The sequence below is a fragment of the Cupriavidus sp. SK-3 genome, assembly GCF_000611145.1.
Classification (GTDB): Bacteria; Pseudomonadota; Gammaproteobacteria; order Burkholderiales; family Burkholderiaceae; genus Cupriavidus.
In genome coordinates, this window is sequence record NZ_JFJV02000285.1 from 19,043 (window position 1) to 31,890 (window position 12,848).

Sequence of the window (12,848 nt, forward strand, 5' to 3'; positions counted from 1 at the left end):
GGCGAAGCTCCACAGTATGATCTATTCGGCTGCGCCAGTCCGCACGTCCTGGCCTATCGTCGCGGTACACCACGCGCTGCCGGCCAGTTGCATCACGCGGCATTCCCTTCGACAGATCAGCGATGCTTTATCATAATTGCGTGTTTTCCTGGCATTAAGTTGCGCTTTGGCAGCTTTACGAAGAATAATGAAAACAATACGATGCGTAACGCCCCGACTGTTCCGGGCGCGCCGCGGCAGTTGACAAGACTCTATGACCGATCTGCGTTTCTATTCCACCAAGACCGCCGCCGAAATGCTTGGCGTGTCCTTGCGCACGGTCCAGCTCTGGGTCGAGAACGGCCGGTTACCCGCGTGGAAGACCGACGGCGGGCATCGCAGGATCCCGGCCGACGCCGTCGACCGCATGGTGGCCGACCAGCGCAACCAGACGGCGGCACCCACGGCGGCTGCCGCAAGACCATTTCGCGTGCTGCTGGTGGAAGATGACGAACACCTGCTGCAGATTTACCGCATGGCGCTGGAAACCCTCAGTCCGCCGGTCGAGATACTCGACGCCACCAACGGCTACGATGGCCTGTTGCTCATCGGCAGCAGCAAACCCGACCTGGTCGTCCTGGATCTGATCATGCCCGGCATCGATGGCTTCCGCCTGTGCCGGACCATCGACGCGCAGCAGGAATTTGCCGCGACCCGGATCGTCGTGGTGACGTCTCTCGACAAGCACGCTATCGCGGACCGCGGCGGCATACCCGCGCACATCCGCGTTTTCTCCAAGCCGATCCCGATGTCGGTACTGCAGTCGCTGGTCATGACGTTGCAGGTCAGCCCCGGCGCGACAGCTTAGGATAGGCGATGGCGGGCTTCAGCCCCGGCATTGTATATCATTTTTTTCACAAAATTTTATGGGGCAGGTTTCACATTTACGCATTCCGCGCCCCGCGAAAACCGTACCGGCAAGCCGCATCGCCCCCGTCCAGGAGTTCCCCAATGTCTATCCACGAGCAATATCTGCGCGAAGCGGTACGCCTTGCCCAGGCCAATCGCGCGCGCGGCGGCAGGCCGTTCGGCGCGGTACTCGCGATGGATGGCGAACTGGTTGCGACAGGCGTCAACGACATCGTGCACAGCTTCGACCCCACCACCCACGCCGAGATGGAGGCCATCCGTGCTGCCTGCCGCAAACTTGGGCGGCCGAACCTGAAGGGTGCGGTGATCTACGCCAGCGGCCATCCTTGCCCGATGTGCCTGGCCGCGCTGACCATGACGGGTGTGGAGGCGGTCTACTACGCGTTCGACAACGCCGACGCGGCCCCTTACGGACTCTCCAGCGAAGCCGTGTACCAGGCGCTGCGGCTACCGTTGACGCCGCCGCCACTGCCGCTCACCCGCCTGCCGGCGGGCATGACGGCGGCCGAACTCTATGGCGCGTAAGGCGGCAACGCGCGGGCATCACCCCGGCCATCACGCAGCGCGAAATCAAAGCGTACCCGTTTCTGCGCGAGTGCCCGGACCCTGCCGCGTACCCGTTTCTGCGTGGATTTTGCGCGCCCTGGAGGCTGAGCGTACCCGTTTCTGCGTGACATTTACCGTGGCCCGGAACCCGGGCGTACCCGTTTCTGCGTGATGGAATCCAGGGCGGCAATCCGGCCCGCAAACCCGCGCGGCAGCGCGCGGGACGAGCGGTGCCGGACTTCCCCGGAGGATCCTCAGTAGGTCTTGTAGGGCAGGAATTTCCCCGACATTTCAATGCGCACGCGGTCGCCGTTGGGGTCGGCCTCGCGTTGCAGGTCCATGCGGAAATCGATGGCGCTCATGATGCCGTCGCCGAACTCTTCGTGGATCAGTGCCTTGAAGGTGCTGCCATAAATGCTGACCAGTTCGTAGAAGCGGTAGATCAGCGGATCGGTCGGCACCGGGGTCGGCAGCGAACCCTTGTAAGGCACTGTGCGCAGCCACGGTTCGGCCTCCGGCGGCAAGCCGAAGATCTCCATAACGGCCCGCGCGCCTGCCGCGTCGAAGGCCATCTGGCCCAGGCAGGCGGCAGTCGTCCACTCTTTGCTCTTGCCGACCTTCCCGGCTACGTCGGCCCACCGGATGCCCTTGGTGACCTTGGCTTCGATGATCAGGTCGGTTACGTCGCTACGGTTCATTTGCTGTCCTTTCGGTTGAATGTGTCGGGTGTCGCTGGCACGGACGCTTCCCGCTGCGCAAAGTCAGGGAAGCCCGTCCGGACCGGTACAGGCGGCGGCGCGCGCGCTGTCGTATCGCGCCAGCGCGGAGAACGAGGTGGCGCCCGGCACAAAGGCCTGCAGCGCCAGCACAACAAGGACAATCGGCATCATCACGCCTCCGGCGCTTTCGTGCGCACGACCTCGAAACCCGGTGCGGCCGCGCGCGAATCCGCGTCACCGTGCGCACCCCCGATGCAAAAACCGCAGGCAATGTGGCGATCGCAGCGTCATGCCGGAAGCGGACCAGCATGGGGACTCTCCCGCCCCCGGCGCAAGGTTCGTGCCACTGCGCAAGATGGTGCGCACGGCCGCTTGCGCCGTGCACCGCTCCGTCCCCGGCACTATCGGGCGCGCACTGCCACAGGGAATATCGGCGTGGATATGCACCCGCGGCCAGCCGCCGCGCCCCCATGCGGTGCAGTGCCGGGCACGGCCTCCCACCGCGCGCGCCGCGGTCTACGTGGCACAGCCATTGCTTGCATACAAGACCGCATACAAGCAAGAGCGCAACATGCCGCGCGCGTGGATGCATCGCCTTTCACGGCAATCTCCGTGCCGCATGGACTTCGGATCCCAGCCTCCGCGCGCCTCTTCAGTCCCCGGCCTGGGAACGGCGAAACCCTGGAGAAATGCCATGACCAAGCTTTGCGACGAGACGCTGGCGCATTACGCCCGCAGTGCGCTCAGGCTGCACGGCCTGGACCTGCCGGCAGACGCCGAGGCCCGCGTGATCGAACAGTTCCTGCGCGTCGCCGCGGTGGCCGGGCCGATGCTGGCGCGCCCGTTCGATGCGCATGACGCGCCGGCCCCGGTATACAGACCATGAGCGTCCATGATTCCCGCTTCGAGTCCGCGCTGACGATTCGCAGCGACATCGATACCAGCGCGCGCAGCGCACTGGATGTGGCCGTCGCCACGCTCGCGCGCATCGAGGCCTGCAATCCGCTGCTGCATGCCTTCACGGCCGTCACGCGCGAACGCGCGCTGGCCGAAGCGCGCCGCATCGACACGATGCGTGCCCGGGGCACGCGGCTGCCGCCGCTGGCGGGCGTGCCCTACGCCGTGAAAAACCTGTTCGATGTGGCGAACGTCACCACGCTGGCGGGCTCGCGCGTGCTGGCGGGCAGCGCTCCCGCACGGCATGACGCGGCGCTGGTGGCCCGCATGCGCGAGGCAGGCGCGGTGCTGGTGGGCACGCTCAACATGGATGAATTCGCCTACGGCTTCACCACCGAGAACGCGCATCGCGGCACCTGCCGCAATCCGCACGATCTCGCCCGCGTGGCGGGCGGCTCCTCGGGCGGCAGCGCGGCCGCGGTTGCCGCGGGCCTGGTGCCGCTGTCGCTCGGCTCGGACACCAATGGCTCGATCCGCGTGCCGGCCGCGCTCACCGGCATCTTCGGCCTGAAGCCCACCTATGGACGGCTGTCGCGGCGCGGTAGCTACCCCTTCGTGCACAGCCTGGACCACGTCGGTCCCTTTGCGCGCTCGGTGGCGGACCTGGCTGCGGCCTACGATGTGCTGCAGTATGCCGACAGCCGCGACCCCGCCTGCGCGCGCCGTCCCATCGAAGCCGTGAGCGGGCAGGCGCCGCTGCGCGTGCGCGCCGCGCGCCTTGACGGCTACTTCGATGACATGGCCGGTCCCGCCGCCCGTGCCGCCGCACGGCGCGTGGCCGAGGCGCTTGCGACAGCGGATGTCGTCAGCCTGCCTGGCGCTGCGGCCGCACGCGCGGCGGCCTTCATCATCACCGGCACCGAGGGCGGGCACCTGCACCGCGAGCACCTCAGGCACAGGTACGCAGAGATGGAGCCGCTCTCGCGCGACCGGCTGGCGGCCGGGCTGGTCCTGCCGGCTGCGTGGTACGTGCGCGCGCAGCAGGTTCGCGCAGCGTTCCGCCAGGAGATGCTCGGCGTCGTCGCGCGCACTGACCTGCTGATCGCGCCGGCCACGCCGGTGGCGGCACCGCTGGCCGGGCAGGAGAGCATCGAAATCAATGGCCAGGTGCTTCCCGCGCGCGCCTGCCTTGGGCTACTCACGCAGCCCGTCTCCTGCGTCGGGCTGCCGGTGCTCACGGTGCCGCTGGCGGGACCGGATGGCCTGCCACTCGGCGTGCAACTGATTGCGCCGCCATGGCGGGAAGACCTTGCCTTCGCCGCTGCCCATGCGCTCGAAGCCATGGGCGTCGCGGCCTGCCCGCGGCCGTCGGCGTTGCTGGCGCTGGCTGCCGCATGAGCAGCGTGGAAATCCGCGCGTCCTCGCGCGCCGAAGCCGTCTATGCGCAGTTGCGCGACGATATCTTCGAGTTCCGCATGCTGCCCGGCGACCGTTTCACCGAAGGCGAGATCGCCTTGCGGCTCGGCGTGTCCCGCACGCCCGTGCGCGAGGCACTGCAGCGGCTGCAATCCGAGGCGCTGGTGCAGGTGTATTTCCGCAGCGGCTGGGAAGTGGTGCCGCTGGACTTCACGCGCTTTGACGAACTGTACGAGCTGCGCAAGCTGATCGAGGTCAACGCCGTGCGCATGCTGTGCACGCACGCCACGCCGGCGGTGGATCGCGGCGCGCTGGCGCGGCTCGCGCAGTTCTGGCGCGCGCCGCAAGAAGAGCGTCTGGAAGACGGCCGCCTGATGGCGCAGCAGGATGAAGCCTTCCATGCCGCGCTGGTCGCCGCGGCCGGCAACCGCGAGATCGCCACGGTGCACCGGCAGCTGACAGAGCGCATCCGTATCATCCGCCGGCTCGATTTCACCTGCGCCGCGCGCGTGACCGCCACCTATGACGAGCACGCCGCCATCCTGGGCGAGATCCAGCACCAGCGCGCGGAGCGGGCCGTGCTGCTGCTGTCCGGCCATATCGAGGAAAGCCGCGCCGAAGTGCGCAAGATCACGCTGCACCGCTTGCAGACGATACGCACCGGCGGCGGTAGCCCGCATCCATAGCGCAAGCCATCACGGGCACCCGGCGAAGCCCGCCTCCCTCAAAGCGTACCCATTTCTGCGTGGGTCCGGAGACCACCGCAGCACGCCGGCCGCCCCGTGGCCAAGAGAGTCGACTGCGACCTGAGACGGCTCCCCCGCTCAGGCTGAACGCCAGGGTTCCGCCGCAAAGACGCCACCGCGCGGGCAAAATCTTTGCGCGAGTTATTTCCGATGTAACGCCACATTACGGGACCGGCCACGGTCCCGTTTAATTTTCAGCCTGCGACGGGCCGCTCGGCAAAATCCGCGCAACCAATGCAGGCAAGGGCTGGCGGGCGCGTGCAAGGGCAGCCGAAGGCATGCGGCGCAGGATGCGGCGCCTTGCGCAAGTGTGAGCAAGCCTTACAAGTGCAAGCACAACGGCGCCGGCCCGATGGCTACAGTGAGGCCATGTTCAACGCGAAGCCGGTTACGGAGTCCCCGACATGAAACGCGCCATCGCCCTGGTTGTCTTGCTCTCATCCGCAGCGGCCCTGCTGTCCGCCTGCATCGTGGTGCCGCCGCGCGGCGGCCCGCCGCCGTACCGCTACCACGACCGCTATTAAGCGGCCCCCGGTAACCCACACGAAAGCGCCGACCGTACCCAATGCATCGTTCGCATCCCTGGAGCTGAATCTTGAAACGCCAACTGCTGCTCGCCCTCACCACCCTCGCCGCCGGCGCCGCGCTTGGCCTGATCTCGCCGGCCCAGGCCCAGGCATATCCGTCGGGCTATCACGGCGGCCCGTACATGCACCCGGCCCCGCCGCCTCCGCGCTATGAGCCACGTCCGGCCGCTCGCCCCGGCCAGGCCTGGGTCCCGGGGCACTGGACGGCCAACGGCGGCCGCTATGACTGGCGCGGCGGCTACTGGCAGCACGCGCGGCCGGGCCAGCGCTATGTGCCCGAGCGCTGGGTGCAAAGCCCGCGCGGCGGCTGGGTGATGCGCCCCGGCTACTGGGTACGCTAACGCGGATCCCGCGCCATCGCGAAATCGTCCCCGCCTCGGCGGGGACGATTTCATTTCAGGGCGCGCGGTCTGCGCGCCCGCCCGGCCGCCGCATGCGCCAGCCCCCGCCGCCAAGTGTGTGCTAGGGAACAGTCCCTCCCGGGACCGGGCATTACAGTCACCTCACTACCCGTCACTCGGCTCGCCGCGAGGGCGAGCCAGGCCTCGTGCCGTGTGAAGGAGACGTGCCATGCCAGACGACATGCAGATCGTACCGCTCATCCTTTGCGGCGGCACGGGCGCTGCGGCACGCCGCGATGCGTTCGGCAAGCTGGCAGCCTTCCAGGCCCGCCACCATCATGCGTGAAGCCGACACCATAGTGCCGCCGGACGCACCACCATCGCCGCCGCCGCGGCGGCCACGCGTTTTCGTGGCGGGACATCGTGGCATGGCCGGCTCGGCCATCGTGCGCGCGCTCGACGCGCGCGGACAGGCGGAGACGATCACGCGCAGCCACGCCGAACTCGACCTGGCCGACCAGCACCAGGTACGCCACTTCTTTGCCACGGAAGCCGTCGACACCGTCTACCTGGCCGCCGCCCGCGTCGGCGGCATCCACGCCAACAACACCTATCCCGCCGAGTTCATCCATCAGAACCTGATGATCGCGGCCAACGTCGTGCACGAAGCGTGGCGCGCTGGCGTACAGCGCCTGTTGTTCCTCGGTTCGAGTTGCATCTATCCGAAGCTCGCACCCCAGCCCATCGGGGAAGCGGCGCTGCTGACGGGCCCGCTTGAGCCCGCCAACGCGCCCTACGCCCTGGCCAAGATCACCGGCATCGCGCTGTGCGAGAGCTACAACCGCCAGTACGGCACCGACTACCGCAGCGTGATGCCGACCAATCTCTACGGTCCCGGCGACAACTACCACCTCGATAACAGCCACGTGATACCCGCGCTGCTGCGGCGTTTCCACGAAGCCGGCATGGCGCACGCGCAGCAGGCGCCTGTGTGGGGCAGCGGAGCGCCGCTGCGTGAGTTTCTCTACGCCGACGACCTGGCCGCGGCGTGCCTGCATGTGATGGAATTATCGGAGGACACCTACCGGAAAACCGCGCCGGCCGGCTTCCTGAACGTAGGCAGCGGCGAGGAAGTCAGCATCCGGGAGTTGGCGGGACTAGTGGCACAGACGGTGAGCTTTCGCGGCGAGGTCGTCTTTGACAGCGGCAAGCCAGACGGCACCCCGCGCAAGCGGCTCGACTGCACGGCGCTCACGACGACAGGCTGGCAGCCAGCCGTGTCGCTGCGCGACGGCCTCCGGCTGGCCTACCTCGATGCATTGCAAAGCGGCACGCTGGCCCACGGCACGGCACCGGCGCAACCTGGGGAGGCCTGACATGAAGCCACTGCTTCGCCATTTCGCAAAACGTGACCGGTCCCCGCTCGCCGCGGCGGACGGCCCGACAGCAAGCACTGGCACGCTATGGCCGGGCCAGGTGGTCTTTCCCACCGGCAGCGCGGATGCCGGAGCCTGGCAGCGGCGCCTGCAACTGGTGCGTGCCATCACACTCAGTCCCGGCGCGCTGGTGGTACTGGCCGGTCAGAGCCGGCTGGACAACTGGGCCATGTTGCTGGCCAGCATGGTACTGGGACGGCGGCGCGCTGCCTTCTTCCACGGCGCTGCCTTTGCCAGCATGCCCGGCCGTTTCGGCGCGCTGGCCGACGCGGTGCTGCTGCGCCATTGCCATGGCGTCTTCGTCGGCAGCGAGCGCGGGTGCGCGCGCGCCATCGCCGCCGATGTGCCGCCGCGCAGGATCTTCGCCTGCCGCCCGCCCGCGGTACTGCCGGACCGGTTCGATGCCGGCACCGCGCTGCGCGAGCGCATCGAGCATGCGCCAGCGCCACATGCGCCAAATTTCCTGCACATCGGCACGCTCACGCACGCACCGGCCCTGCTGCTGCTGCTACGCGCCTTCGCCGCCGCGCGACAAACGTGGCCGGCCGCCACGCTGTCGCTGGTCGGCACCGGCCCGGGCTACGGGCGGCTGCGCGCCACGGCCAACGCGCTCGGGCTGGGCTCGTCGGTACGCTTCCTGGGCACGATGGCGCAACCGGATTTCGCGACTGAATATCGCAAGGCGAGCTGCCTGGTACTGCCCGATGCGGCCCAGCGCTGGCATCCGCTGGTGCGCGAAGCATTGAGCTACGGCTGCCCGGTGGTGGTCAGCGTCAACAACGACGATGCCGGCGAACTGGTCCGCGATGGCGTTACCGGCCTGTACTTCAAGGCCGGCGATACCGCCGCGCTGGCGGGAAGCCTTGCGCAAGTGCCCAGGCAATTCGGCGATGCCGCCGCTACCGCCGCCCGTTGCCAGGCGATCGCGCTGGAAGACACCCCCGCATCGGCGGGCAGGGCCATCGCCGCCGGCTGCATGCGGATCATGGCTGCCAAGGAATAAGTGCGCACCGAACCCGAGCACCGAGGCAACCCGATACCATGAAGATACTGCTGTACTGCCTCAACTACGCGCCGGAACTGACCGGCATCGGCAAGTACACCTGCGAGCAGGCCGAATGGCTGGCCGCACGCGGGCATGAAGTGCGCGTCGTCACCGCGCCGCCGTACTATCCGGCCTGGCGCGTCGGAGAGGGTTATCGCGCCTGGCAGTACCGCCGCGAGCAACGCGGCCCGGTGGAGGTGTTTCGCGCGCCGGTCTGGGTGCCGCGGCGGCCCGGCGGGATCGCGCGGCTGCTGCACCTGGCGAGCTTTGCCTTGTCCAGCCTGCCCAGCGTGATGTGGCAGTTACGCTGGCGCCCGGACGTGCTGTTTGTGGTGGAACCACCCCTGATGTGCGCGCCGGGCGCGTTGCTCTTCGCACGCTTGAGCGGCTGCAAGACCTGGTTGCATGTGCAGGACTACGAAGTGGACGCGGCCTTCGCGCTGGGGCTGCTGCGCCGGCCCTGGCTGCGCCGCCTGGCACTGCGCGTGGAGCATCAACTGATGTCGCGCTTCGACCGGGTCTCGTCGATCTCGCAGGCCATGGTCTCGCTGGCGCGCGGCAAGGGCACGCAAGCAGTGCGTACGGCACTGCTGCCCAACTGGATCAACCTGCAGGAAATCGGCGCTGGCAACGCCGCGATGGCCCGGCGTGCGCTGCAAATCCCTGGCGAGGCCGTAGTGGCACTGTATTCCGGCAACATGGGGGCCAAGCAGGGCCTGGGCGTCATGGCCGAAGCGGCACGCCTGCTGGCGGGCCACAAGCGGTTGCTCTTCATCTTCTGCGGCGACGGTGCCGGGCGGGCAGGGCTCGAAGCCGCCTGCGCGGGACTGCCACGGGTGCGCTTCCTGCCCTTGCAACCGGCCGCCATGTTCGCTTCGCTGCTGGCCGCCGCCGATATCCACCTGCTGCCGCAGCGCGCCGGCGCCGCCGATCTGGTCATGCCGTCGAAGCTGACCGGCATGTTGGCGAGCGCTCGCCCGGTCGTCGCCACTGCGGAGCCGGAAACCGAACTTGGCCGCGCGGTCGCCCAATGCGGCGTGCTGGTGCCACCCGGCGACGCCGCCGCGCTCGCCGACGCCATCGACTCGCTGGCCGCGCAACCCGCTTTGCGCGCGCATCTGGGTGGCGCCGGCCGCCGCTGGGCCGAGCAGCACCTGGATCGCGACATGGTGCTGGGTGAACTGGAGCGCGCACTGTTCGCGCTGGTCAGCCACGACCCCGCGGGCGCGGCCAAGGCGATCGGGCCGGGCGGAGAATAGCGCGCCGCTCCGCAGTCCGCAGCCCTCCACGGAAAGTGACCTGCCGGCACGCCGGGACAAGTGCGTGTCCGTACGGCTCGGCGGCGCCGCGCTTCACCTCGCCACGCCACGCCGGGCCGGGTCACCGGGGCCTCCGAACCACATTTGCCAGACCAGCCCCGGGCGTTCACCCCTGGAAGTCGGTAGCAATTCCGCCGGCCAGCCATCGGACCACCGCAACTCGTCCAGAGGTGGGAAGCCGGGCTCATCCTTTTGCATTAGTCCTAATTGGCCATCCTCCCAGCCATCGGCGCAAGGGCCCGAAAAATGCGCCCGCAAGCCAAGTTTCAATAGTGGTGCAAAGTGGTATCAGGCGATATTCAACCAACCCCCGAAAGGGTGAAACAAAGTCGAAAATAAACCTCTCCGCGAGAGTATTCGTTTCACCGCTGAAACTTTCACAAAACGATTTGTTTCACCTCTGAAACTCGGCCCGGAGCTATTTGAATGGCGCTTGGATAACACCGCCAAGCCAGTGCCATCAACGATTTCCGTATTGTAAAAATTCCCTCAATCATCCTTTTGACAGGCTGAGAAAGGAGCGCTTGCATTCCCTCCAACCAGCCCATAAGATGATTTTAAGCCTGTTATGGGGCGAGATTTCTCGGGGTAGGGTTCGGGTCCTTCTTCTGGCTGCGCTGACGTAGTTCCACCCAAAACGGAGCACATTGCAGCACGGAAGCACGGGGTTACAGCGTACTTTGCAGGCGCCGCCAACATGCGCCATGCAGGCTGGCATTCCGTAACGCAAAAGCGTCCCGCACTCCCTGCTCCGATTAACGGGGAGTCATAAAAGCATGAACGCGTTGCTGATAGAGGAGCATCCTTTGCTCAGTCTCGGGCTGTTTCAAATGCTCGAGAACATCCACGGTACCGGGCACGTCGTCAACCTCTCGCCCACTGACATCGCCCACCTTGATGGTAGTCATCGCAACGCCGACCTGATGGTGTTCGGCATGCCCGCCGATACCGTTTCCGGCTGGCAGCAACTGGACCGCGTACGCGAACTGATCGCGCCCAAGCGCATCCTGGTGCTGGCCGACGCACTCCCGCTGTGGGTACCTTCCGCCGACAGTGCGCGCAATATCTGCGGCTGCCTGCCCAAGTCGGCAGCGTTGCCGGTAATCGAAGCCGCCATCCGGATGGCGGTCTCGGGTAGCCATGGCCTGCTGCTCGCAACCGAGCCGGGCGTGGGAGCGGCCCCTGCCGCATCGCGCTCAGCCCTGCCGGCAACGGCTTCGCTCGCATCGGCAGCGCCCTTGCCGCTGGCTGTCGCCGTGCAGGCCGATCCGCACGCGGTCGCCGCATGCGCCGCGACACCGCGCTCGGCACTGCGCAGCGCGCTGGCCAGCGCGCAATCGCTGTCGTCCCGCACCGACGACGCGGAGCCCAGTTACGACGAAGCGGAAATGCTCAAGATCACGCCACGCCAGTATGAGGTACTGGTACTGCTCGCACGCGGCCATCCGATCAAGACGGTCAGCCGCATGCTCAATATCTCGGTGGCGACAGTCAAGAGCCACGCCTGCACGCTGTACCAGCGGCTCAAGGTCCGCAACAAGGGCGAGGCCGTCTACGCCGCCCTGCAGCGCGGCGCGACGCTGGACTGGGTCAGTGGCGACGAGCGCGTGACCACCATGGCGTCGGCAAGCACCCGGCGCAGCGAGGCGCACAGTGCCGGCAGCGCCGCGCTCTGACGACGCCAATGGTACGGCGGCCGCGCCGGCCGTCGCGGCGCCCGGCGCCGCGACGGCGGAGACAGCACGCCGCCTCTGAGAACCGCTCGGCGAGGAAATCGGCAAACGCAACCTGTCCATGGCAAACCTGCACCGGCCATGGCGCGTGCGTTGCCGCGAATCGATCGGCCCGCCAAGTACCTGCCATGGAGGGCATCATGCCAGCCAGCACATCCGTGCCGAGCTTCTCGCTCTGCATCTGCACCCGCAATCATCCCGCCGGTCTGCGTCGCGCGCTGCATTCCGCGTTTGCATCGTCGGTGCCGCCGCACCAGTTGCTGGTATCCGACGACAGCACGAACTATGACACGCGCCAGATGATGCGCGCCGAGTTTCCCGCGGTGAGATACCTGGAAGGGCCGCGGCGCGGGAATGCCGCCAACCGCAATCGCATGCTCCCGGTCATCACGGGCTCCCACGTGCTGTTCATGGACGACGAGACGGTGCTTTGCCAGACGTTCCTGCAGCAGGTGGCCGAACGGATCGCGGATGACAATGTCTATCGCCGCGTCGGCACCGGCGGCGCCACACCACTGATCGTCACCGGCCCCAGCCTGAGCGACGGGCAGAAGTGCAAGCCGAAGAAGAGTTCGTTCCTGGGGTACCCGTCGCTGAACTACTGCCACGGCGAGCGCCTTTGCTCGGTGGTGCTGCACAGCACGGTGTTTCCATCCGAACTGTTCCGGCACGTCGCATTCGACGAGAGGCTGGCCGGTGGCTATGACGTGATCGACCTGGCCAGCCATGTCGTGCTCGACGGCGGGTGCCGTATCGAGTGGCTCCCGAGCGCCGCCAACCAGCATATCCCCGGCGCCGAACCCCTCGACGCCGGCCATCTGGCCGAAGCCTCCCGCATCTATGCGACGCTCCACCGCTACAGCCACTACCAGCACCGCCGGGTAAAAGCCGGGATCTTCCTGCTGCTGGCACTGGCGCACAGTCTGGCATCCAACCTGCATCGATCCGGATTGCGTGGAGCGACCGCGTTTTGCGCCACAGCCCGGTCGTTGTGGGCCCATCTGCGCAGTCCCGCCCGCGCTGGTATTGCCACCACATCGGGCGACATCGGCGCAAACCTGACGCAAGGCTGAGGCCGCTGGCCGCTGCGGCCCTTGCGTACCCGTTTCTGCGCACGCCGCAGCATGCAGTTCCCGTACCGGCCAAATGCGGCA

General features: G+C 67.5%; 13 protein-coding genes. 11 read left to right on the forward strand and 2 right to left on the reverse strand.

Translation table 11 applies throughout. The features are described 5' to 3' along the window. The first annotated feature begins 253 nt into the window (after positions 1-253). Together CF70_RS31445 and CF70_RS31450 are read left to right on the forward strand one after the other, a co-directional pair. On the forward strand, positions 254-847 hold the full coding sequence (locus CF70_RS31445; RefSeq protein WP_035875093.1) for a response regulator: 594 nt from the start codon (positions 254-256) through the stop codon (positions 845-847). A gap of 143 nt (positions 848-990) precedes the next feature. After that, positions 991-1,434: a nucleoside deaminase gene (locus CF70_RS31450; protein ID WP_081862450.1), complete on the forward strand. Its 444-nt coding sequence runs from the start codon at positions 991-993 to the stop codon at positions 1,432-1,434. Positions 1,435-1,709: 275 nt separating this feature from the next. On the opposite strand, the gene cynS is transcribed toward CF70_RS31450, so the two are convergent. Then, positions 1,710-2,153 carry a cyanase gene (cynS, locus tag CF70_RS31455; RefSeq protein ID WP_035875095.1) on the reverse strand — a complete coding sequence of 148 codons (444 nt, stop codon included), beginning with the start codon at positions 2,151-2,153 and terminating at the stop codon, positions 1,710-1,712. Between the two features lie 63 nt (positions 2,154-2,216). Then, positions 2,217-2,345, reverse strand: coding sequence for a hypothetical protein (locus CF70_RS38645; protein ID WP_255350710.1), 129 nt, complete (start codon positions 2,343-2,345; stop codon positions 2,217-2,219). A 523-nt stretch (positions 2,346-2,868) separates the two neighbouring features. Between CF70_RS38645 and CF70_RS31460 the strand changes: the two genes are divergently transcribed. The 9 genes from CF70_RS31460 (at position 2,869) to CF70_RS31505 (ending at position 12,767) form a co-directional block, all read left to right on the forward strand. Further along, on the forward strand, positions 2,869-3,060 hold the full coding sequence (locus tag CF70_RS31460) for an AtzG-like protein (RefSeq protein WP_035875098.1): 192 nt from the start codon (positions 2,869-2,871) through the stop codon (positions 3,058-3,060). After that, positions 3,057-4,469, forward strand: a complete 1,413-nt coding sequence (locus CF70_RS31465) for an AtzE family amidohydrolase (RefSeq protein ID WP_035875100.1) — start codon at positions 3,057-3,059, stop codon at positions 4,467-4,469. The genes CF70_RS31460 and CF70_RS31465 overlap by 4 nt, the downstream gene beginning before the upstream one ends. Continuing rightward, entirely contained in the window at positions 4,466-5,173 is a 708-nt protein-coding gene (locus tag CF70_RS31470) for a GntR family transcriptional regulator (protein WP_035875103.1), read from the forward strand. Before CF70_RS31465 ends, CF70_RS31470 begins: the two co-directional genes overlap by 4 nt. 655 nt (positions 5,174-5,828) lie before the next feature. Continuing rightward, on the forward strand, positions 5,829-6,161 hold the full coding sequence (locus tag CF70_RS31480) for a YXWGXW repeat-containing protein (RefSeq protein WP_035875107.1): 333 nt from the start codon (positions 5,829-5,831) through the stop codon (positions 6,159-6,161). A 338-nt stretch (positions 6,162-6,499) separates the two neighbouring features. Further along, positions 6,500-7,537: a GDP-L-fucose synthase family protein gene (locus CF70_RS31485; RefSeq protein WP_081862451.1), complete on the forward strand. Its 1,038-nt coding sequence runs from the start codon at positions 6,500-6,502 to the stop codon at positions 7,535-7,537. A gap of 1 nt (position 7,538) precedes the next feature. Then, positions 7,539-8,600, forward strand: coding sequence for a glycosyltransferase (locus CF70_RS31490; RefSeq protein ID WP_035875115.1), 1,062 nt, complete (start codon positions 7,539-7,541; stop codon positions 8,598-8,600). A gap of 38 nt (positions 8,601-8,638) precedes the next feature. Next, positions 8,639-9,901: a glycosyltransferase WbuB gene (locus tag CF70_RS31495; protein ID WP_035875118.1), complete on the forward strand. Its 1,263-nt coding sequence runs from the start codon at positions 8,639-8,641 to the stop codon at positions 9,899-9,901. Between the two features lie 836 nt (positions 9,902-10,737). After that, a complete protein-coding gene (locus tag CF70_RS31500; RefSeq protein WP_035875120.1) occupies positions 10,738-11,637 on the forward strand; it encodes a response regulator transcription factor in 900 nt (299 codons plus the stop codon). 197 nt (positions 11,638-11,834) lie between these two features. Beyond that, positions 11,835-12,767, forward strand: a complete 933-nt coding sequence (locus tag CF70_RS31505) for a glycosyltransferase family A protein (RefSeq protein ID WP_035875258.1) — start codon at positions 11,835-11,837, stop codon at positions 12,765-12,767. Positions 12,768-12,848 lie beyond the last annotated feature (81 nt).

What these genes read in the sequence shown, in the direction of transcription:
- CF70_RS38645 (WP_255350710.1), bottom strand. Translation starts at nt 2,345, where the DNA reads ATGATGCCGATTGTCCTTGTTGTGCTGGCGCTGCAGGCCTTTGTGCCG.
- CF70_RS31460 (WP_035875098.1), top strand. Translation starts at nt 2,869, where the DNA reads ATGACCAAGCTTTGCGACGAGACGCTGGCGCATTACGCCCGCAGTGCG.
- CF70_RS31465 (WP_035875100.1), top strand. Translation starts at nt 3,057, where the DNA reads ATGAGCGTCCATGATTCCCGCTTCGAGTCCGCGCTGACGATTCGCAGC.
- cynS (WP_035875095.1), bottom strand. Translation starts at nt 2,153, where the DNA reads ATGAACCGTAGCGACGTAACCGACCTGATCATCGAAGCCAAGGTCACC.
- CF70_RS31505 (WP_035875258.1), top strand. Translation starts at nt 11,835, where the DNA reads ATGCCAGCCAGCACATCCGTGCCGAGCTTCTCGCTCTGCATCTGCACC.
- CF70_RS31470 (WP_035875103.1), top strand. Translation starts at nt 4,466, where the DNA reads ATGAGCAGCGTGGAAATCCGCGCGTCCTCGCGCGCCGAAGCCGTCTAT.
- CF70_RS31495 (WP_035875118.1), top strand. Translation starts at nt 8,639, where the DNA reads ATGAAGATACTGCTGTACTGCCTCAACTACGCGCCGGAACTGACCGGC.
- CF70_RS31450 (WP_081862450.1), top strand. Translation starts at nt 991, where the DNA reads ATGTCTATCCACGAGCAATATCTGCGCGAAGCGGTACGCCTTGCCCAG.
- CF70_RS31445 (WP_035875093.1), top strand. Translation starts at nt 254, where the DNA reads ATGACCGATCTGCGTTTCTATTCCACCAAGACCGCCGCCGAAATGCTT.
- CF70_RS31490 (WP_035875115.1), top strand. Translation starts at nt 7,539, where the DNA reads ATGAAGCCACTGCTTCGCCATTTCGCAAAACGTGACCGGTCCCCGCTC.
- CF70_RS31500 (WP_035875120.1), top strand. Translation starts at nt 10,738, where the DNA reads ATGAACGCGTTGCTGATAGAGGAGCATCCTTTGCTCAGTCTCGGGCTG.
- CF70_RS31485 (WP_081862451.1), top strand. Translation starts at nt 6,500, where the DNA reads ATGCGTGAAGCCGACACCATAGTGCCGCCGGACGCACCACCATCGCCG.